Annotated in this window: 18 protein-coding genes; 7 read left to right on the top strand and 11 right to left on the bottom strand. The window is 44.8% G+C overall.

The genetic code is table 11. The features are described 5' to 3' along the window. Positions 1–165: 165 nt before the first annotated feature. The 4 genes from H9L11_RS09505 to H9L11_RS09490 all read left to right on the top strand — a co-directional run bounded on the left by H9L11_RS09505 (position 166) and on the right by H9L11_RS09490 (position 4,819). Positions 166–1,650 (top strand): carbon starvation protein A, encoded by a 1,485-nt coding sequence (locus H9L11_RS09505; protein WP_205390717.1) that lies wholly within the window; start codon positions 166–168, stop codon positions 1,648–1,650. Between the two features lie 193 nt (positions 1,651–1,843). Beyond that, positions 1,844–3,514 (top strand): sensor histidine kinase, encoded by a 1,671-nt coding sequence (locus H9L11_RS09500; RefSeq protein WP_005381915.1) that lies wholly within the window; start codon positions 1,844–1,846, stop codon positions 3,512–3,514. A 31-nt stretch (positions 3,515–3,545) separates the two neighbouring features. After that, on the top strand, positions 3,546–4,274 hold the full coding sequence (btsR, locus tag H9L11_RS09495; protein ID WP_005381917.1) for a two-component system response regulator BtsR: 729 nt from the start codon (positions 3,546–3,548) through the stop codon (positions 4,272–4,274). A 71-nt stretch (positions 4,275–4,345) separates the two neighbouring features. Further along, positions 4,346–4,819, top strand: coding sequence for a protein tyrosine phosphatase (locus tag H9L11_RS09490; RefSeq protein WP_064377040.1), 474 nt, complete (start codon positions 4,346–4,348; stop codon positions 4,817–4,819). 46 nt (positions 4,820–4,865) lie between these two features. On the opposite strand, the gene ispH is transcribed toward H9L11_RS09490, so the two are convergent. The 6 genes from ispH to murJ all read right to left on the bottom strand — a co-directional run bounded on the left by ispH (position 4,866) and on the right by murJ (position 12,486). Then, positions 4,866–5,831, bottom strand: coding sequence for a 4-hydroxy-3-methylbut-2-enyl diphosphate reductase (gene ispH / locus H9L11_RS09485; RefSeq protein WP_017636164.1), 966 nt, complete (start codon positions 5,829–5,831; stop codon positions 4,866–4,868). Between the two features lie 23 nt (positions 5,832–5,854). Then, positions 5,855–6,286: an FKBP-type peptidyl-prolyl cis-trans isomerase gene (gene fkpB, locus H9L11_RS09480; protein WP_005381922.1), complete on the bottom strand. Its 432-nt coding sequence runs from the start codon at positions 6,284–6,286 to the stop codon at positions 5,855–5,857. A gap of 156 nt (positions 6,287–6,442) precedes the next feature. Beyond that, complete coding sequence (gene lspA, locus H9L11_RS09475; protein WP_025768433.1) at positions 6,443–6,952, bottom strand: signal peptidase II; 510 nt, start codon at positions 6,950–6,952, stop codon at positions 6,443–6,445. A gap of 73 nt (positions 6,953–7,025) precedes the next feature. Beyond that, positions 7,026–9,854, bottom strand: coding sequence for an isoleucine--tRNA ligase (ileS, locus tag H9L11_RS09470; RefSeq protein WP_167415020.1), 2,829 nt, complete (start codon positions 9,852–9,854; stop codon positions 7,026–7,028). A 64-nt stretch (positions 9,855–9,918) separates the two neighbouring features. Then, on the bottom strand, positions 9,919–10,854 hold the full coding sequence (ribF, locus tag H9L11_RS09465) for a bifunctional riboflavin kinase/FAD synthetase (RefSeq protein WP_005381933.1): 936 nt from the start codon (positions 10,852–10,854) through the stop codon (positions 9,919–9,921). A 69-nt stretch (positions 10,855–10,923) separates the two neighbouring features. After that, positions 10,924–12,486 carry a murein biosynthesis integral membrane protein MurJ gene (gene murJ, locus H9L11_RS09460; protein WP_064353635.1) on the bottom strand — a complete coding sequence of 521 codons (1,563 nt, stop codon included), beginning with the start codon at positions 12,484–12,486 and terminating at the stop codon, positions 10,924–10,926. Positions 12,487–12,791: 305 nt separating this feature from the next. On the opposite strand from murJ, the gene rpsT reads away from it, so the two are divergent. Further along, on the top strand, positions 12,792–13,052 hold the full coding sequence (gene rpsT, locus H9L11_RS09455) for a 30S ribosomal protein S20 (RefSeq protein ID WP_005381938.1): 261 nt from the start codon (positions 12,792–12,794) through the stop codon (positions 13,050–13,052). Between the two features lie 304 nt (positions 13,053–13,356). Here the strand turns inward: rpsT and H9L11_RS09450 are convergent, their stop codons facing one another. Both H9L11_RS09450 and nhaR read right to left on the bottom strand, forming a co-directional pair. Then, positions 13,357–13,665, bottom strand: coding sequence for a metalloregulator ArsR/SmtB family transcription factor (locus H9L11_RS09450; protein ID WP_005381940.1), 309 nt, complete (start codon positions 13,663–13,665; stop codon positions 13,357–13,359). A gap of 288 nt (positions 13,666–13,953) precedes the next feature. After that, the gene (nhaR, locus tag H9L11_RS09445; RefSeq protein ID WP_005381942.1) at positions 13,954–14,844 is read right to left on the bottom strand and encodes a transcriptional activator NhaR; all 891 of its coding nucleotides are present in this window, start codon (positions 14,842–14,844) and stop codon (positions 13,954–13,956) included. Between the two features lie 386 nt (positions 14,845–15,230). Between nhaR and H9L11_RS09440 the strand changes: the two genes are divergently transcribed. Together H9L11_RS09440 and H9L11_RS09435 are read left to right on the top strand one after the other, a co-directional pair. Further along, on the top strand, positions 15,231–16,376 hold the full coding sequence (locus H9L11_RS09440; RefSeq protein WP_025768431.1) for a Na/Pi symporter: 1,146 nt from the start codon (positions 15,231–15,233) through the stop codon (positions 16,374–16,376). Positions 16,377–16,523: 147 nt separating this feature from the next. Beyond that, positions 16,524–17,666 carry a flavohemoglobin expression-modulating QEGLA motif protein gene (locus H9L11_RS09435; protein ID WP_005381946.1) on the top strand — a complete coding sequence of 381 codons (1,143 nt, stop codon included), beginning with the start codon at positions 16,524–16,526 and terminating at the stop codon, positions 17,664–17,666. Positions 17,667–17,736: 70 nt separating this feature from the next. Here the strand turns inward: H9L11_RS09435 and H9L11_RS09430 are convergent, their stop codons facing one another. From H9L11_RS09430 to H9L11_RS09420, 3 genes are all read right to left on the bottom strand, one after another. Beyond that, on the bottom strand, positions 17,737–18,588 hold the full coding sequence (locus tag H9L11_RS09430) for a thymidylate synthase (protein WP_005381947.1): 852 nt from the start codon (positions 18,586–18,588) through the stop codon (positions 17,737–17,739). Positions 18,589–18,597: 9 nt separating this feature from the next. Then, positions 18,598–19,419, bottom strand: coding sequence for a prolipoprotein diacylglyceryl transferase (gene lgt / locus H9L11_RS09425; RefSeq protein WP_005381948.1), 822 nt, complete (start codon positions 19,417–19,419; stop codon positions 18,598–18,600). Between the two features lie 87 nt (positions 19,420–19,506). After that, complete coding sequence (locus H9L11_RS09420) at positions 19,507–20,298, bottom strand: sulfite exporter TauE/SafE family protein (RefSeq protein ID WP_005381949.1); 792 nt, start codon at positions 20,296–20,298, stop codon at positions 19,507–19,509.

Below are 20,298 nucleotides of genomic sequence, written 5' to 3'. Positions count from 1 at the left end.
TCAACCTTTCGCCATTTTTAAAAACCGCTCAAGCAGCATATCGACCACTCAGTGCTCTATTCGACCACTCATCTACTAACCGAATGCATTTAACACAAGTGACGCATAACATGCATCCTGAGATTAAAAAATTACCCTACCCAACTAAGACCAAGGACAATTGCTATGATGTGGTTTCTAACCTGTGTCGCAGCCCTAATCGGCGGATACTTCATCTACGGCGCTTTCGTCGAGAAGATTTTCGGCATCAATGAAAAACGCCAAACGCCAGCTCACACCAAATCGGACGGTGTTGACTTCGTTCCAATGTCAACAAAGAAAGTTTACCTAGTTCAACTACTTAACATCGCAGGTGTGGGTCCAATTTTTGGCCCGATCATGGGGGCACTATACGGTCCTGCGGCGATGCTTTGGATTGTAGTCGGTTGTATTTTTGCTGGTGCAGTACACGATTACTTCTCAGGCATGCTTTCAGTGCGTAACGGCGGTGCATCGGTACCTACCATTACAGGTCGCTACCTAGGTAATGGCGCAAAACACTTTATGAATATTTTTGCCATTGTCCTATTGCTTCTAGTTGGCGTAGTGTTCGTTTCAGCCCCTGCTGGCATGATTACTAACCTCATCAATGATCAAACAAGCTTGAGTGTAAGCATGACGACGATGGTTATTGCTATCTTTGCTTACTACATCATTGCGACGATTGTTCCTGTCGATAAAATCATTGGTCGTTTCTACCCACTGTTTGGCGCCCTACTTATCTTTATGTCTGTTGGCCTAATGACAGCCGTTGCTTTCTCTAGCGAACACACTGTAATGGGTGACTTCCAAGTTTCGGACATGTTCTCTAACCTCAACCCAAATGACATGCCGTTATGGCCTGCATTGTTCATCACTATCGCATGTGGCGCTATCTCTGGCTTCCACGCAACTCAGTCTCCACTGATGGCGCGTTGTATGGAAAATGAGAAAAACGGTCGCTTCGTATTCTACGGTGCAATGATTGGTGAAGGTGTTATCGCGCTAATTTGGTGTGCTATCGCTCTGTCTTTCTTCGGCTCTCTAGACGCTCTATCAGAAGCTGTGAAAAACGGTGGCCCTGGTAACGTGGTATACAGCGCATCATTTGGTCTGCTAGGTGTGTTCGGTGGTATCCTTGCGTTCCTGGGTGTGGTTATCCTACCAATTACGTCTGGCGATACAGCGTTCCGTTCAAGCCGCTTGATCCTTGCTGAATACTTCAACATGGAACAAAAAACGCTACGTAACCGTCTACTGATGGCACTTCCACTGTTTGTTATCGGCGGTATCTTAACTCAAGTAGACTTCGGCATTATCTGGCGCTACTTCGGTTTTGCAAACCAAACAACAGCGGTAATGATGCTTTGGACTGCGTCCGCTTACCTTCTGCGTCACAACAAGCTGCACTGGATTACCACTATCCCAGCTATCTTCATGACCACGGTATGTGTCACGTTCATCTTAAACAACAGCTCGCTAGGTTTTGGTCTGCCAATGCAACTATCAACTATCGTAGGTATTGTGTTTGCCCTAGCTGTGACAGGTTACGTTATCAAAACCTCTAAGGGTAAAGGTGAAACTGAACTGGCTGACGAAGAGAAACCACAAGCCGTATTAGAAACAGCGTAATACTCGTCACATCTGAGTGACTAAGATAGGAGCCTGCCAATTGCAGGCTCTTTTTGTTTTATACCCAAGTCACTTTAAGACTCAGAAAGCACAGCGCAGCATCATTTACTTAGCTGTTCTTATCTATCTGAGCCAAGCATCTTGAGGTTACTTAGGTATACAATAACAACATTGATTCTAGGTTAGGTTCACTATGGAACTGGTCATCTCCCTTTTACAACAGATGTGTGTGTACTTAGTTTTGGCTTACATGCTAAGTAAAACGCCAATCATCTTACCTTTGCTGAGTATTTCTTCGCGCTTAAGCCACCGCCTAATTTGTTACGTACTCTTCTCTGGCTTTTGTATTCTCGGCACCTATTTCGGTCTGCACATCAACGATGCTATTGCCAATACTCGTGCGATCGGCGCAGTTATGGGCGGGCTGTTTGGTGGACCTGTTGTAGGTTTCGCCGTCGGATTTACTGGTGGCATCCATCGATACTCTCTTGGTGGTTTTACCGACCTAGCCTGTGCAATTTCAACCACCGCCGAGGGCGTAATTGGTGGTTTGCTCCACGTTTACCTTATCAAGCGAAATAAAGGTGCATTGCTGTTTAATCCAAGCGTTGTATTCAGCGTCACGTTTGTTGCAGAAGTGGTGCAAATGATTTTGCTGCTCGCCGTCGCGAAACCTTTTGATCAAGCCTATGAACTGGTGTCCGCTATTGCAGCGCCTATGATCATCGCGAACTCATTTGGTGCGGCGTTGTTCATGAGTATCCTGCAAGACAGAAAAGCAATCTTTGAAAAGTTTTCTGCGACGTTTTCGCGTCGAGCGCTCACCATTGCTGATCGCTCAGTGGGAATTCTAAGCAACGGCTTCAACACCGAAAACGCAGAGAAAATCGCACGTATTATTTACGAAGAAACCAAAGTGGGCGCTGTCGCGATTACTGACCAAGAAAAAATCTTAGCGTTTGTGGGCATTGGCGATGATCACCATAAACCAAACACGCCGATTTCATCGCAAAGCACATTAGACTCCATGGAGAAAAACGACATCATTTATCTTGATGGTGCGGAGCGTCCATACCAATGCTCCATTGCAAAAGATTGCAAGCTCGGATCTGCGCTGATCATCCCACTGCGTGCAGGGAAAGAGGTCATTGGTACCATAAAGCTGTATGAACCGAAGCGTAAATTGTTCTCGACGGCCAACATGTCGATGGCGGAAGGAATAGCCCAGCTTCTATCTAGCCAAATCCTTTATGGCGATTACCAACAACAACAAGCCTTACTCGCCCAAGCAGAAATAAAATTGCTTCACGCTCAGGTGAATCCACACTTTTTGTTTAATGCACTCAATACTATTAGTGCGATTACTCGTCGTGACCCTGACAAAGCGCGCGAGCTAATCCAAAATCTATCGCACTTCTTCCGCAGCAATTTAAAGCAGAACATTAATACCGTGACGCTAAAGGAAGAGCTTGCACATGTGAACTCGTACTTGAGCATCGAAAAAGCGCGTTTTACGGACCGCTTAGAGGTTGAAATCGATATTCAACCTGAATTGCTGGACATCAAATTACCAAGCTTTACACTCCAGCCTTTGGTTGAGAATGCCATTAAGCATGGCATTTCAAACATGCTTGAAGGTGGTAAAGTTCATATATACAGCGAAGCACACCCACAAGGTCACTTGATTACCGTCGAAGACAACGCAGGCAGTTTTGAGCCGCCAAAAGAAAACCACTCAGGGCTAGGTTTAGAAATTGTCGACAAGCGTCTCACTAATCAATTTGGACGTGATGCAGCGCTAAAAATTACGTGCGAGCCACATCAATTTACTAAAATGAGCTTTATCATTCCCCCAAAATCATAAAAGCACGCTGAAGCAATAAAGGTAATGTTGGATGTTAACCGCACTCGTCATTGATGATGAACAGTTTGCTCGTGAAGAGCTAGCAGAGTTACTGGATGAAACAGGCCAAGTTGAGGTCGTGGGCGATGCCTCAAACGCAATCCTCGGCCTAAAAAAAATCAATGAACTTAAGCCTGATGTGGTGTTTCTCGATATCCAAATGCCTCAAGTCACGGGGATTGAACTACTTGGGATGCTTGATCCAGAAACCATGCCTTATGTGGTTTTTGTCACGGCTTATGATCAGTATGCGATTCAAGCATTTGAAGACAATGCCTTTGATTACTTGCTCAAACCTGTCGACCCATGCCGGCTAACTAAAACGGTAAAACGACTAAACAAAGTCATTAGCCAATCCGCCCTAACGCAACAACTGTCTGCTATTACACCTGACACGTTGGATCAGATACCGTGCATCGGACACAACCGCATCGTTATCATGGCCACCGACACGGTGGAATGTGCTTACAGTGATATCAGCGGCGTGCATGTACGCTCCACCAGCCAAACCGCGAGCACCCAACTGACATTAAAAACGTTGGAAGAGAAAACCCCTCTAGTCCGCTGCCATCGTCAATACTTAGTCAGTATTAAAGCGATTAGCGAAATCAAGTTACTGGAAAATGGGTTAGCGGAAATCATCACCAAAACAGGCTTTGAGATACCAGTAAGCCGCCGCTACTTAAAGGTGCTCAAAGAGATGCTCGGCATTAGCCACTAACACAAAAACTTCACACATCATCGCTGAGTTTCCGCTAGCGTATAAATAGGACGCTCTGAAAAGACGAGGCGATGATGTATAAAGTTTTATTCATATGTAAGCACAACGCTGGACGAAGCGTCCTCGCGGAGTCAATCGCAACCAATATCCTGTCAGCGGATTTTAGTGTCACCAGTGGAGGCTCACATCCCACAGGCAAGGTGCACCCAGTGGTGCAAAAATATTTAGATGACCACCAACTCCCCATTCCGCATATCCACACACATTCATGGGAGGAGCGAACTCAGTTTCTTCCCGACATCGTTATTATTCTCTGTGATTCTTTACATCAAGAAACCGCTCCTCAGTGGCTTGCGGGGGGCGTTCGAGTAAACTGGCAAGTTGATGCTTTTCCGACCTATGGTTCTGATGAAGACATGTACGCACATTGCGAAAAGGTTGCTCAATCGCTTGAGCGAAGAATCACGAAGATGTCTGATATGATTATCGATGGTTTAGGAAAAGACCAAATTCGTGATTACCTAAATGAGTTAAGAGAGATGTAAAAAAGGCGACCCACAGGTCGCCTTTTGAATATTCGATAAATGGAGACTAATCCACTTGCTTGATTTGCAATTCTTTAGGTACTTCAAAGAACATATTCTCTTCACGGCCAAGTACTTCATCAACCGCTTCGGCACCAACGAGTTCTTTGATTCGCTCTAGAATCTGATTAACGAGCTCTTCCGGAGCAGATGCTCCCGCAGTCACGCCGACCTTTGTTTTGCCTTCGAACCACTCAGGTTTGATATCTTCCGGACAGTCGGTTAAGTAGCCAGGTGTCCCTAGCTTTTCAGCTAGCTCTTTAAGACGTGTAGAGTTTGATGAGTTTTTAGAACCCACCACAACCATCACATCTACGTCACCAGCTAATTCACGCACGGCATCTTGGCGGTTTTGTGTCGCATAACAGATATCGTCTTTACGTGGACCTTGGATATCTGGGAACACGCGGCGTAGCTCTTCGATAACATCGGCAGTTTCATCGACAGAAAGCGTCGTTTGGCTTACGTAATGAAGATCGGATGGATCTTTCACAATCGCCTTCAGTTTCTCAACATCGGCTGGAGTTTCAACCAAGTACATACCACCGGTTTCACTGGCGTATTGCCCCATCGTACCTTCGACTTCAGGGTGACCTGCGTGACCAATCAGAACCACTTCCATATTACGACGGCTCGCACGCGCCACTTCCATATGCACTTTGGTTACCAAAGGACACGTTGCGTCAAATACGGTCAAATCACGCAGCTTGGCTTCCTGACGAACCGCCTGCGATACACCATGAGCAGAAAAAATCACAATGTTGTTGTCTGGCACTTCATGCAGCTCTTCAACGAAGATAGCACCACGTTGTTTTAGCCCTTCAACCACAAAACGGTTATGCACCACTTCATGACGCACATAAATCGGTGGCTGATACATCTCTAGCGCACGCTCTACGATGCTAATCGCACGGTCTACACCAGCACAAAAGCCGCGTGGGTTAGCTAATAGGATTTTCATTTCATTGCTCATGGAAATTATCTTTATTGGGTTCGCTATTCTACTGACAAAATTTCAACTTCGAAAGTCACGTCTTGTCCCGCTAGAGGATGGTTGAAGTCCACAGTGACTGAATCGCCTGCAATCTCTGTAATAATGCCCGGGATTTCCATGCCATCAGGGCCACTGAAGGCCATGATTGTACCAACTTCCACTTCTGCATCACCTACAAATTTAGTGCGATCCATATAGTGAATATGATCAGGGTTTGGCATACCAAACGCGTCTTCTGCCTTTAGCTCAATCGCTTTTTGTGCGCCTGTTTCGAGGCCGATCAAGCATTGCTCAAAGTTTTCACTCAAGCTTCCATCACCCATAACAAACTTCGCTGGTTTACCCATGTTATGAGTACTATCTGCAACCGATCCGTCTTTCATTTTAATCGTAAAGTGAAGGGTTACTACCGATTCATTGGTTATTGTTGTCACGTTACTGCTTCCTTGTTCTTGGGTTATTACGCTGTCAGCTTGGTCTTTTTATACATTGATATGATGATTGGCGCTCCAACATAATAAAAAGCGTCGCTCGAATCAACGGGCGACGCTTAGGGTTATTCAACTTTTCGCTATATACACTGCCACTACTTAGGCTTTCGCCTCGTCTTTCTTTCGAAAGCCGTCAAGAATAATCATCGCGGCACCAATACAGATCGCCATGTCAGCAAGGTTGAATGCTGGCCAGTGGTAGTTACCCCAGAAGAAGTCTAGGTAATCAACAACAAAGCCATGAACGACGCGGTCAAACACGTTGCCCACTGCACCACCAATAATCAGTGCATAAGCAATGTTGTTCCATTTTTCTTTTGCTGGAAGCTTGCTCATCCAGTAGGTCAAAAGACCCGTCACAACAAACGCGATACCTGTAAATAACCAACGCTGCCAACCAGCTTGATCGCTCAAGAAGCTGAAAGCGGCACCGTAGTTATGAACGTAAAGTAGGTTGAAGAATGGCAACACCTCAATTCGGTTTGCCCATCCGTAGCCCATGTTGTCCATCACCACCAATTTGATGCCAATATCTGCAATAAATACCAGAATTGCTAACCACAGCCAGCGAACTCCAGATTGCTTTAACGTCAGTGCTTTTTCACTCATTACTTTACCTACAAACAGCCCCAGTAAATACTGGGGCTGTTAATTTTAAAAAAAGTTCAGTCGTTCTAGGCAATTACGCGAATTTACGTACTTCACCTTCGCCGTCTACGTTAGACACACAACGACCACAGATCTTCTCGTGACCTTCGATTGTGCCTACGTCTGGCGTGTGGTGCCAACAACGGTCACACTTCTCGCCTTCAGCTGCAGCTACTTCAACAAACAAGCCTTCGATATCCGTCGCTTGTGCTGCATCAGTCTTCTCACCCAGAGGCTTAACTTTCGCCGCAGAGGTTAGTAGAACAAAGCGCAGTTCATCTTCAAGTTTGTTGATCTTCGCCGCTAGTGCGTCATCAGCAAATAGAGTCACTTCAGCTTGTAGTGCACCACCAATGGTTTTCTCTTTACGCGCATCTTCTAGAAGTTTGTTAACCGCACCACGAACCGCTTGGATCTCAGTCCAGAATTCGTTGTTCAGCTCTTCACCTTCAGCAAGACCGAATAGACCGTCAAACCACTCACCAGTGAATACGAACTTGTCGCGCTCGCCTGGCATTTCGTTCCAAATTTCATCTGCAGTGAACGACATGATAGGAGCCATCCAACGAACAAGCGCTTCAACAATGTAGTAAAGCGCAGTCTGACAGCTACGTTGAGCGTTGCCGCCACGTTTTGCTGTGTACTGACGGTCTTTAATTACGTCTAGGTAGAAAGAGCCCATTTCGATCGAACAGAATTGCATTAGACGCTGAGTCACACCGTGTGTGTTGTACTCTTCGTATGCTTTAACGATCTCTTCTTGTGCTGCTAGTGCACGACCAACCGCCCAGCGATCTAGCGCAACCATCTCTTCAACAGGAACGATGTCTGTTTCAGGGTTGAAGCCGCTCAAGTTAGCTAGGAAGAAACGCGCTGTGTTACGGATACGACGGTACGCATCTGCGCTGCGTTTTAGGATTTCATCAGAAACCGCAACTTCACCCGTGTAGTCTGTAGAAGCAACCCATAGACGAAGAATGTCAGCACCTAGCTTGTTGGTTACGTCTTTTGGCGCAACCACGTTACCGATAGATTTAGACATCTTACGACCCTGACCATCAACCACGAAACCGTGTGTCAGTACTTGTTTGTAAGGTGCTTCGTCTTTCATCGCAATAGATGAAATTAAAGAAGATTGGAACCAACCGCGGTGTTGGTCAGAACCTTCTAGGTATAGGTCTGCACTGTTGCCGTTGTACTCTTCACGAGCATCAACAACAGAGAAGTGAGTGACACCTGAATCGAACCATACGTCTAGCGTATCTAGCACTTTTTCGTATTGGTCAGCGTCAGCACCTAGTAGTTCAGCTGCATCGACATCCCACCATGCTTGGATGCCTTTCTCTTCAACCAGCTTAGCGACTTTCTCGATCAGCTCTAGCGTGTTTGGATGAAGTTCTGCTGTTTCTTTATGAACAAACAGAGCAATTGGCACACCCCAAGTACGTTGACGAGAGATACACCACTCAGGGCGACCTTCGATCATACCTTCGATGCGGCTTTGACCCCACTCAGGCATCCACTCTACATTCTTGATTGACTCTAATGCTTTAGCACGTAGGCCAGCTTGGTCCATAGAAACGAACCATTGAGGTGTAGCACGGAAGATGATTGGAGTCTTATGACGCCAACAGTGTGGGTAGCTGTGCTCGTAAGCGTGGTGGTGTAGTAGTGCACCTTTTTCTTTTAGTACTTCTACTACTGCATCGTTCGCTTTAAATACGTGCTGACCAGCAAATAGCTCTGTATCTGGTAGGTAAACACCGTTTGAGCCAACTGGGTTTGCTACTTCTAGGTTGTACTTATTACCAACCGCGAAGTCTTCTTGACCATGACCAGGTGCAGTGTGAACAACACCAGTACCTGAATCAGTTGTAACGTGATCACCAAGGATCGCCGGTACAGTGAAATCGTAGAATGGGTGTTGGAATTGAGAAAGCTCAAGATCCGCACCTTTCGCAAAACCTAGGTTGTGGAAGTGCTCGATACCAGCACGGTCCATTACGTCTTTCGCCAGCTCAGCAGCAACGATGATACGCTCAGCGTTGTCGCCTTCTGTTTGGATAAGCACGTACTCTAGATCATCACGTAGACATACTGCGCGGTTTGCAGGCAGTGTCCAAGGTGTTGTTGTCCAGATAACGATAGATACGTCACCGTGACCTTCATGACCTTCTGTCAGTTCAAATTTAGATAGCAGTGCCGCTTCGTCAGCCGCTTTAAAACGAACGTCGATAGATGGCGATACTTTATCTTTGTATTCTACTTCCGCTTCAGCAAGAGCAGAACCACAGTCTGTACACCAGTGAACAGGTTTGAAACCTTTTAGCAGGTGACCATTGCTTGCGATCTTACCAAGAGCACGAATAATGTTCGCTTCAGTTGCGAAATCCATAGTGCGGTATGGCTTGTCCCACTCACCCATGATACCAAGGCGTTTGAAGCTCTCTTTCTGACCTTCAACCTGACCTGCTGCGTATTCACGACATTTCTCGCGGAATTCCGCTGCTGTCACTTTTTGGCCTGGCTTACCTACTTTCTTCTCTACCATTAATTCGATTGGTAGACCGTGGCAGTCCCAGCCTGGGATGTAAGGTGCGTCAAAACCTGAAAGTGTTTTGGATTTAATAATAATGTCTTTAAGAATCTTGTTTAGTGCGTGACCAATATGAATGTCACCATTTGCGTAAGGAGGGCCATCGTGCAATACGAATGACTTTTTGCCTTTCTTAGCTTTACGGATTTCACCGTAAAGATCTTCTTTGTACCAACGCTTAAGCATTTCTGGCTCACGATTGGCCAGGTTGCCGCGCATTGGAAACCCTGTTTCAGGTAAGTTCAGGGTATCTTTATACTCACTCATCGATTCTTAATTCCGTTATATTGGGCGAAAATTAGACATTATGTTGAACGGTGGAATAAACCGCTCAACGCTTAAGCTGACGCAGCCACACCCTTGCTGCTTCAGCATCCAATTCGATTTGTTGTTTAAGTGCTTCAAACGACTCAAACTTTTGCTCATCTCGAAGTTTATGCAAAAGTTCCACTTCTAGTTGCTTGCCATATAAATTGGCATGAAAGTCGAATAAGTGCACTTCTAACTGTTGGCGAACACCATTGACGGTTGGTCTTTGACCAATATTAGCAACACCACCAACTGGCTTATTTCCTAAGCCAAGCGCTTGAACAACATAGACTCCGGAAACCGGAGAAACACAGCGTTTCAAAGGAATATTTGCAGTAGGGAACCCAATGGTTCGACCTAGCTTTCTTCCGTGAGAAACACGACCGCTGATGCTGTAGTTTCTTCCCAGCATCTGTTGCGCGGAATGCAAATCGTCACGCGCCAGCGCTTGACGGATAGCCGTACTGCTGACACGTAATTGTTGTAAACAAAAGCTCTGGGTACTTACGACATCAAAGCCGTATTTTTCCCCTGCTTCCTGCAGCATTGCAAAGTTACCTGTACGGCCTTTGCCAAAGCAGAAATCATCACCAACGACAAGAAACTTAACACCCAAACGCTCGACCAACAAGTCACGGATAAACTCTTCCGCGGTTAAACTTGCAAAATGGCGATTGAAATTGACACACAGTAAGCGGTCAATATCGAGCTTACTCAATTGCACGAACTTATCGCGTAATCGCGTCAACCTTGCAGGTGCCTTGTCTTTGGCAAACAGCTCCATCGGCTGAGGTTCAAAGGTCATCACAACAGAAGGCAAGGATAGCCTGTCCGCTTGCTCAGACACTTGCTGCAATACTTGTTGATGGCCTTTATGGACACCATCGAAATTGCCAATAGTCAGCACACAACCATGATGTCGCGGGTTGATATTGTGAATGCCTCTAATCAGTTCCATTGGATACTGCTTTCTGCCTCTGTTTTACTTTACACTGTGTGAAACTGACGGATTATATACTAATCACCCTCAGTCTGTCCCAGCTTTTAGGTCTTTTAAACGCGCACCAGTTAAAAATAGAACCACTAGGTAAACTACTGCTCCTAAACCGATCAACATCCCTAGCACCGCGCTTCGGTGAGCAAAGCTCCAGCCCAGCCATACTGACATATCTTCCAGTTGCCATAAGATTGCCGCAACCATCGCCGCGCCAGCAATAGCTAAACGTATAATAAAGAAGACGGTTCGCTTAGTGATTTGGTATACCTCTGCGATGTGCAGGCCACGATACAGCAGTGCCATATTCACAAATGCCGATAGTGCTGTCGCGATAGCCAAGCCAACGTAGCCATAGAAGTACGCAAAAATTGCATTAAATACCATGTTGGTCACCATCGCAATGATGCCGTATTTCACTGGAGTTTTGGTGTCTTGACGCGAGTAATAACCCGGAGCAAGCACTTTAATCAGCATAAAGTTCAACAAGCCTGAAGCGTAAGCAAAGAGTGACAATGATGCTTGATGTACGTCTTGTGGCGAAAACTCACCTCGCATGAATAACACCATCAACATAGGTTTTGCCAGTACCATCAAACCAAGCATTGCAGGAAGGCCAAGTAAGATCACCATGCGCACCCCCCAGTCCATGGTTTGTGCGAATCCTTCATTTTGTGCGTCAACATGTTTGCGTGATAATGCTGGTAAAATCACCGTTGCAATAGCAATACCAAACAGACCTAACGGGAATTCCAACAAGCGATCTGAATAGTACAACCAACTGATCGAACCGGTTTGCAGAAAGCTGGCAATAAAAGTATCAAACAACAAGTTGATTTGGCTTACCGACACACCGAACAAAGCAGGAATCATTAAGGTTCGGATCTTCACCACGCCCGGATCGCGCCAGCCCCATTTTGGCTTAACCATAACCCCCGCTTTAATAAGGAAAGGGATTTGAAATAAGAACTGAACCAAACCACCAAGGAAAACACCGATGGCAAGACCAATCTCTGGCTGTGACATCTGCGGCGAGATAAACCATGCTGCCAAAATGATCATTACGTTGAGGAAGACGGGAGTAAACGAAGAAACCGCAAACTTACCTAGTGTATTAAGAATGGCTCCCGATAGGGCAACAAAAGTGATGAACCATAAATAAGGAAAGGTAATCTTGAGCATCACGCTAGCAAGTTCGAACTTCTCAGCCGCGGGACCACCATGCATCCAGTCTAGGAACCAACCAAAACCAAACAGTGCAGTCACCACACCGGAACCTAGAATACCTAAGATGGTAACAATTGAGACTATCACCCCCAACGTGCCCGCTGCACGAGCAATGAGCTCCCGAGTTTTATCCATGTCGCCTTGAGCATGGCTTTCCGTTAAAACAGGTACAAACGCTTGGGAAAAAGCACCTTCAGCAAACAAACGTCGTAAAAAATTAGGAATTTTATTGGCGAAGAAAAAGACGTCTGCGCTTGCTCCTGCCCCCATTAAATTTGCCACTACAACATCACGAACTAGGCCAAGAACGCGGGAAATAAATGTCATAGCACTGACGATCATGCCAGACTTGAGTAGTCGTTTACTCACTGTAACCTCGGAATATCACCATAAGACAGCTAACCCTATACTGTTTCTCTGACAGGTGCTGCAAATAGACGTCAAAAATCTATCCGCGGGTTGTAAGGAATAAGTGTGCCTTTCGCGGATAATTATTAGCATTGGTATAAAAATGCTGTTAGAATCCCCGCCATCTTAACCGCGATAACCTCTCTTACCAAAATTTGTTTTGGCTTAGATCGGTTTTTGCACAAATCATTTGACATTTAAGCGCAAATGAGGGATATTCCTCGCCCTTAAATTGTCACAGAACTAAGTTTTTGGGAGTTAGACCCTTGGCAAATAGTAAATCTGCTAAGAAGCGCGCTATCCAAGCTGAGAAACGTCGTCAGCACAATGCTAGCCGTCGCTCAATGATGCGTACTTACATGAAGAAAACTGTTGCTGCTATCGAAGCAGGCGACAAAGAAGCTGCAACTGCTGCATTCGCTGTAGTTACACCTATCCTAGACCGCATGGCAACTAAAGGCCTTATTCACAAGAATAAAGCAGCTCGCCATAAGTCTCGTTTCGCTGCACAAATCAAAGCTCTTTAATAGAGTCCTGATTTTACAGTGAAGAAAAAACCGACCTTGTGTCGGTTTTTTTATATCTACAAAATTTTCTTAATAAAAAAAGCTGGCAATGCCAGCTTTTCTTTTTCTGAATGTCCCATTTAAAGACATCAGCTTATTCATTACCCATATAACGCTCATACTAGAAAGCACTAATAAAACACTTGAGAACAAAGCAAATTGATCGATGAGTAGTACCCTATCATCAAAAGTTTAACGCCACTCTCAAATATTCCAACAAGTTAGATTCACACTCTAAGATGAGCAGTATATTAGGACTATTTAATTAATGTTGAGCACTCTCAGCACAATAAAGACTATGCAGTGTTTTTATTAACGCTTTCACTTCATCACTCTTTAATGTGTAGTACACCGTTTGTGCTTCTTTCCTTGTCGTGACTAACTCATCACGGCGAAGCCAAGCAAGATGCTGAGATAATGCCGACTGGCTTAGCTCTAACTTTGCACACAGCTCTCCCACGGACAGCTCTTGGTTATGCAGCATACAAAGGATTTGTAGGCGTCTCTCGTTTGCCATCGCTTTGAGCAACACGACGGCTTTTGCGGAGTTCTGCTCCATTTCTTGTAGATTCATGTGTTGGACCTCTAGCTACAACTTACTTATTCCAACCCTGGCCAGCTTGTTGTGTTGCACTGATTTATATATCTAAGAAAATCAAGATACACTTCCAGAGTCTTCATTATTAGAACCTCTAATTTAGTTGTTAGTGATACACCAATATTATCCACCAAGGATTTTAATTGGTGCGCCATCAATAATTAATAGTTTTGCTCACTAAAACAAGTATCTTGCTTACTTAGATATTATTTAGAATTATATTTTTATTGATAGTAATCTATTTATTTACGCAACGATACGGGTTTACTCAAACATTTGACTGAAATCAGCATCACAAACATTTTTTACCGCGGGGTGTTGGATCATTCGTTCCGCAAAAATCACGTAGTACTCTTCTTTTAGCCCATCGACATGGCCAATTAGCTGTAAATTTCGGTCGTCTTCAATCTCCGACATGTATACGGTCGGTGCCAAGAAAATCACATCATCGTGGTACCGAGCAAAAGCTTTCATCAACGCAACATCATCAAACTCCCCCAGCACATTGGGTTGAAGGCCTTGACGATCAAACCATTGAATAACTTTACGCCCCATAGCCGTTCGGCTCGCGGGAATCAGAAGTTTTTTTTGTTCCAAGATCTCAGGGAATCGCACATTTTCAATTTCAGAAGAAGCAAAAAAGCTCATGCTACTTTCACCTAACTTTTTGCTATAAAGGCCAGGACTTTGAGTAGAATCAACGGGACAATCCGAAAGGATCATATCTAGCTTGTGCTGAGAAAGGCGTTCAAGTAGCAGTTCGTGGGTCGATTCATAACAGCGTAAATGAATACTGTTATCTTCCGGGACGGTCGTCATCAGTACTTTACTGACCAAGCGTTTAGATAATGCATCGGCTACACCAACTTCAAATAGAATGTTCGAGTGCTGGCTGTAATTGACGATATCTAACATCTCATAGCTCAAACCGAACATCCGGTCGGCGTACTTAAACACAAGCTGACCTAACTCAGTGGGCTCAACTGTACGACCATTGCGCTTGGTTAACTTTCCTTTCATGCGCTCTTCAAGCGCTTTAATCTGTCCTGTCACGGTTTGCGGTGTCAGGAAGAGCGCGTCAGCCGCCTTAGTTACAGAGCCCTGTTTGCACACCATCCAGAAATAATAGAGATGGTTGTAGTTTAGATGTGACATGATCGAGTCCCGAAAAGAAAGTGATACTTTTTATACCAAATGTGACAGAGACAAACAATAAACTCGACAAAACCATACAATACCTTACAAAAGCATAAGTTTTACCGAAAGTATAAAGTCAATACTGTCATAAAAGTTGAACTGATGCGCATTTTTTCTACAAAAAAAGCGCAAAAACCAAACAAAACGAAATCAAAATTTAACCATTAAAATCAATAGGTTAAAAATTAATTTTCTTCTTCTTTCACGCCATTATCAAAAAGAACAATAAAAATCTCTCACAGCAAGAAATTTGTAATATTACTGAAATATTTGTTCTCTAACATCGCCCGCAGATTCAACTACAGACCGAAAAATGAACTGAAAGGTCAACGGAGAAAATTATGATGAACCAAGCTACTTCAACAGTGGCACCAATTTCGAGCACAGCTCGTTGGTTACGCTGGGCTAACTTGGCATTCATGTTATATCTGCTTCTTCTAGCAGTATCTATGGTTGGTAGTGGCTTTAAATGGGCAACTGGCGATCAAGCTAAGGTGCTATTTGAATTTGCCGCACACCCAGTTGCAGGTCTAATGATCGGCTTGGTGGCAACAGCCTTAATTCAGTCTTCAAGTACTGTAACGTCTATTATTGTAGGCTTGGTTGCAGGTGGCTTACCTGTAGAAACCGCTATCCCTATGGTGATGGGTGCTAACATTGGTACCACAGTGACCAATACGCTTGTGTCTCTTGGCCACGTGCGCTGTAAAGAAGAGTTCAAACGTGCATTTGCAAGTGCAACCATTCACGACTTCTTCAACTTGCTTGCTGTCGCTATTTTCCTTCCGTTGGAAATGATGTTCGGCATTTTAGAGAAAGTTTCTCACTGGCTTGTTTCTCCACTGCTTGCTACTGGTGATATGAGCATTAAGGGCTTCAACTTTATTAAACCAATTACAAAGCCAGTCGTAGGCGCAATTAAAGAGCCACTTTCTACCTTCGGTGATACTGTTGGCGGCGTCATGCTTATTGCTTTGGGTATTGCGACTATCTTCGTTGCAATCACAGTGATGGGTAAATTGATGAAGAGCCTAATGGTTGGTCGCGCACGTGAAATTTTGAAAAACGCCATCGGTCGTGGTCCTATTCACGGCATCGTATCAGGCTCAATCGTGACTGTTCTAGTACAATCTTCCTCAACCACGACAAGTTTAATGGTTCCGTTGGTTGGTACTGGCGTGTTGAAAGTACGAGATATCTACCCTTTCACTCTGGGTGCTAACATTGGTACTTGTATTACAGCACTACTAGCAGCGACAGCGGTATCTGGAGAGTTCGCAGTATTCGCACTACAAATCGCTCTAGTCCACTTAGTATTTAACATCATGGCGACGCTGTTTATCTTTGGAATTCCATTCCTACGTGAGATTCCGGTTAAAGGGGCTGAGATGATTTCTGAAATGGCTATTAAGAATAAAGCAGTTGTTGGTGGTTACCTAATGTCAGTATTCGTTATTCTACCAGGTGCAATTCTAGCCCTAACAACGTAACAACAACGACATACCATCGCTTATTGTTTAGGCTCCACATAGTGGAGCCTTTTTTATGATAATTAAACTGTTCAAATCGATTGTCCGGTGATAATTTGAGCCACATCAGCATGCTTATGCTGAGCTATCTCATTTGGAGTCGACAACATGACGCAGCTTAATGACGCTATTTCTGATCAGCTACTCGCAATAGACGAAAACCTAACCCAACTGGTTGCTGATATTGATATCCTCAGTAGCGTGAATCCTCTTAATTATGCTCAAGAAAGAGAACGTTTCATTAAAAACAAATATTCTCAAGAGCCTAATTTTCAATATTCAATTACTAACGTAGATACCCACAGCGCAAAGCGACGCCTATATGAGCTACCTCTAGAAAACATTCAAGACACCCAACTGCAGAGGCTATACGCGGATGTAATTCAGTCTTATGCAGATAAACTGGATCAAGTGAATACCATCGGCACGCAAGAGTTTCTTTATAACTCCTTACGCTATTATGGGGAACCGAGCGCCAAAGATATTGCCAACGCCCATTTCATATTGCACCTTCCTACAGAAGAAGAAAAAGAACCTCAGCACGATAGCCGTGCAATAGCACGTTTCATGCAAAATTTTGCTCAACGCAATGGGTATGCATGTGAAATACAGGTGTTGGACGGGATGTTAGCAAACGCACTAGTTTCAGGGTCTCGAGTCAAAATTAACCACGCGGCGTACATCACCACTGATGAGCTGGAGGCTCTTGCACATCATGAAATGGGAGTACATCTCCTGACTACGCTTAACGGTCGTCAACAACCGCTAAAAGTCCTGAGCTTAGGTTGTCCTGCCAATACCAACACTCAAGAAGGGCTGGCTATATTATGTGAGTATCTGTCAGGACATTTCAGTATCAAGCGCCTAAGAACCTTAGCCTTACGAGTTCTGGCAGTAGAGTCGATGATCAAGGATCGCGATTTCCGCCATACGTTCATGCTATTAAAAGAACAGTATAAAGCTTCTGATCTTCAAGCATTTACAACGACTGCCCGAGTGTATCGAGGTGGAGGTTTAACGAAGGATTACTTGTATCTTAGAGGATTCCGAGAGGTGCTCAATGCCTATGATAAATTGGGCGATGACTTTTCACTATTGTTGTGCGGGAAAACGGAGCTGAAGTACTTTGAGCTTATCCGTTCATTAGTGAGTAAAGAAATATTCACTCAACCTAAGTTTATTAGCCCGGCACTGTCCAAACCGATGCAGACCAACCCAATTCACCGTTATATTGTCAGTGCACTAAAATAATACCTTCTAAGTACAAAAAAGAAAAAAGCTCCATTCGGAGCTTTTTCTATATCTTGAAGAACGATACTCGTTACACTGAGAATGGGTAACGAATAGGATCGTGATGCTCGTACCCTTCAACCCAAAAGTCATCCAGTGTGACCCATGTTTCCAAATCTTCTAGAGATTTAATCTCTGGGTTGATATGGAACGTCGGCGCTTTTAATGGCTCACGCTTCAACTGAACATCGCGCATCAGTTCAAGCTGGTCTTCATAAATGTGAGCATTCACAATCTTATGAAATGCCTGACCAGGTTTCTTGCCCGTAATTTGCGCCATAATCGCCAAGAACACGTAAACTTGAACCATATTGAAGTTTAAGCCAAGCGGTACATCACACGAACGCTGAGTACTATTCAGGTAAAGCGTATCATCCAGCAATGAAAAATGGTGACTGTACATACAAGGACGCAAGCACCCCATGTGGAACTCACCCGGGTTGTAGAAGTTCAAGATTTCACCGCGGTCATCAACACCACGCGTTAAGTCATCCACTATCTTACGTAGCTGGTCAACATGACCACCATCAGGTTTCGCCCAGGCGCGCCCTTGAACCCCATAGACACGGCCCATGTCGTCTTCACCTTTACGGTATGGGTTATTCAACCAGGCATCATTTAGGTTGGCATTGGCATCCCAGGTTTTCGTGCCCAGCTTACGAAAATCTTCCGCATTATCGTAACCGCGAATATACCCTAATAGCTCTGCAACGGCCGCTTTCCAAAAACTTTTACGTGTGGTGACCAACGGAAATTGATTGTTCGCAACATCGTAGGTTAAATCCGCGTTGATTACGGTCAGGCAGCGCTTGCCTGTACGCTCATTTTCAACCCAAACACCTTGGTCAACGATGCGTTGACACAAATCTAAATACTGTTTCACACCAATACCTTACTTCGTCTTTTGTGGTAATTCGTCTTTGTAATGACCACGTTTGTATGCCCAAACCATCATGAGGACACCGATAACCACCATTGGCAGGGATAAAATCTGTCCCATGGAAATAAAGCCACCGAATAAACCCAAATGAGCGTCTGGTTCGCGCACGTACTCAACTAAGAAGCGGAATGTACCATATCCAGCTAAAAATAGCCCTGAAACAGAACCTAGAGGACGAGGTTTCTTGATGAACCAATTCAAGATGAAGAAAAGTACGATACCTTCAAGCGCCATTTCATAAAGCTGTGATGGATGACGTGGCAGTGGACCGCCATTTGGGAAAACGATCGCCCAAGGCACATCCGTTACTCGGCCCCACAACTCGCTGTTCATGAAGTTACCTAAACGCCCCATACCCAAACCAAATGGCACAAGCGGCGCGATAAAGTCAGCAACACCGAAGAAAGTTCGCCCGTTTTTGTGTGCATACCAGAACATCGCAGTAATCACACCCAGTAAGCCCCCGTGGAAAGACATACCACCGGTCCACACTTTAAATAGATACAAAGGGTCAGCCAGGAAGAGCTCAAAATTGTAGAAAAGCACGTAGCCTACACGGCCACCAATCACCACGCCAAGGAAGCCTGCGAACAACAAATCAGAAACCTGCTCTCGTGTCCAACCACTTCCAGGCTTATCTGCACGTCGGTTCGCTAACCATAGAGCAAACATAAAGCCCACAAGGTACATCAAACCGTACCAACGAACCGAAACAGGACCAATAGAGATTAAAACCGGATCAATATTGGGAAATTCAATATATCCCTGAGACATAAATCATTCTCTTCTTATCACAACAAAATAAATATACCCAAGTAACCTCTAGATGCTTGGTTCAGCGAGAATGACTTGGGTACAAACTTAGAGCAGCATGGTCGCTGCAACAAACATTAAGAACACCGCGAATATCTTTTTTAATACCGCAGTTGGAAGGCTAGTTGCGAGCTTCGCACCCACTTTTGTTGTGAGCATCGAGGCCATAGCAATCGCTAATAAAGCGGGAAGATAAACATAGCCAATACTGTATGAAGGTAAGCCTTCCACTTTATAGCCATGTAAGATGAAGCCGATCATACCAGAAATAGCAATCACGCAACCACAAACGGAGGATGAGCCCACCGCTTTACGCATCTCTATCCCATGTTTATTTAAAAATGGTACCGACAGTGAGCCACCACCAATACCAGCAAGGCTTGATACGACACCAATTCCCGTGCCGTAAACTACAGTCACAGGGCTGCTCGGCATAGGTTTACTGCTCGTAACTTTAATGGAACGAAACATTTGTACTGACAGGCAAAGAACAATGACACCAAACACTTTCGGCAAATAGTGTGTAGGGATCCACTCAGCAATATTGGCACCAACAAAGCCACCAATGACCACACCAGGCATCAACCATTTTACGACAAACATATCGACATTGCCGAGCTTAAGGTGATTCATCGCCGATGAGCCAGACGTGACAATAATACTCGCTAACGAAGTGGCTAAGGCCATGTGCATACTCATTTCTGGAGAGATCCCAGCAAGAGGAAGCAAATACAACAAGGCAGGAACAACAATCAAACCACCACCGATACCGAGTAACCCCGCCATCACACCCACAAAAGCGCCTAGCGCCAACAATAACAAAAATAAAGAGACGGTCAC

The sequence above is a fragment of the Vibrio sp. sp1 genome, assembly GCF_016920955.1.
Taxonomy (GTDB): Bacteria; Pseudomonadota; Gammaproteobacteria; order Enterobacterales; family Vibrionaceae; genus Vibrio; species Vibrio alginolyticus.
This window is presented reverse-complemented; position numbering and strand designations above follow the sequence as displayed.

Excerpts from the sequence above, each read along its gene's own strand:
- ispH (WP_017636164.1), bottom strand. The coding sequence starts at position 5,831 with ATGAGCAATGAAATGAAAATCCTATTAGCTAACCCACGCGGCTTTTGT.
- lgt (WP_005381948.1), bottom strand. The coding sequence starts at position 19,419 with ATGTCTCAGGGATATATTGAATTTCCCAATATTGATCCGGTTTTAATC.
- H9L11_RS09505 (WP_205390717.1), top strand. The coding sequence starts at position 166 with ATGATGTGGTTTCTAACCTGTGTCGCAGCCCTAATCGGCGGATACTTC.
- lspA (WP_025768433.1), bottom strand. The coding sequence starts at position 6,952 with ATGAGTGAAAAAGCACTGACGTTAAAGCAATCTGGAGTTCGCTGGCTG.
- H9L11_RS09490 (WP_064377040.1), top strand. The coding sequence starts at position 4,346 with ATGATGTATAAAGTTTTATTCATATGTAAGCACAACGCTGGACGAAGC.
- H9L11_RS09500 (WP_005381915.1), top strand. The coding sequence starts at position 1,844 with ATGGAACTGGTCATCTCCCTTTTACAACAGATGTGTGTGTACTTAGTT.
- H9L11_RS09435 (WP_005381946.1), top strand. The coding sequence starts at position 16,524 with ATGACGCAGCTTAATGACGCTATTTCTGATCAGCTACTCGCAATAGAC.
- ileS (WP_167415020.1), bottom strand. The coding sequence starts at position 9,854 with ATGAGTGAGTATAAAGATACCCTGAACTTACCTGAAACAGGGTTTCCA.
- ribF (WP_005381933.1), bottom strand. The coding sequence starts at position 10,854 with ATGGAACTGATTAGAGGCATTCACAATATCAACCCGCGACATCATGGT.
- btsR (WP_005381917.1), top strand. The coding sequence starts at position 3,546 with ATGTTAACCGCACTCGTCATTGATGATGAACAGTTTGCTCGTGAAGAG.
- nhaR (WP_005381942.1), bottom strand. The coding sequence starts at position 14,844 with ATGTCACATCTAAACTACAACCATCTCTATTATTTCTGGATGGTGTGC.
- H9L11_RS09450 (WP_005381940.1), bottom strand. The coding sequence starts at position 13,665 with ATGAATCTACAAGAAATGGAGCAGAACTCCGCAAAAGCCGTCGTGTTG.
- H9L11_RS09440 (WP_025768431.1), top strand. The coding sequence starts at position 15,231 with ATGAACCAAGCTACTTCAACAGTGGCACCAATTTCGAGCACAGCTCGT.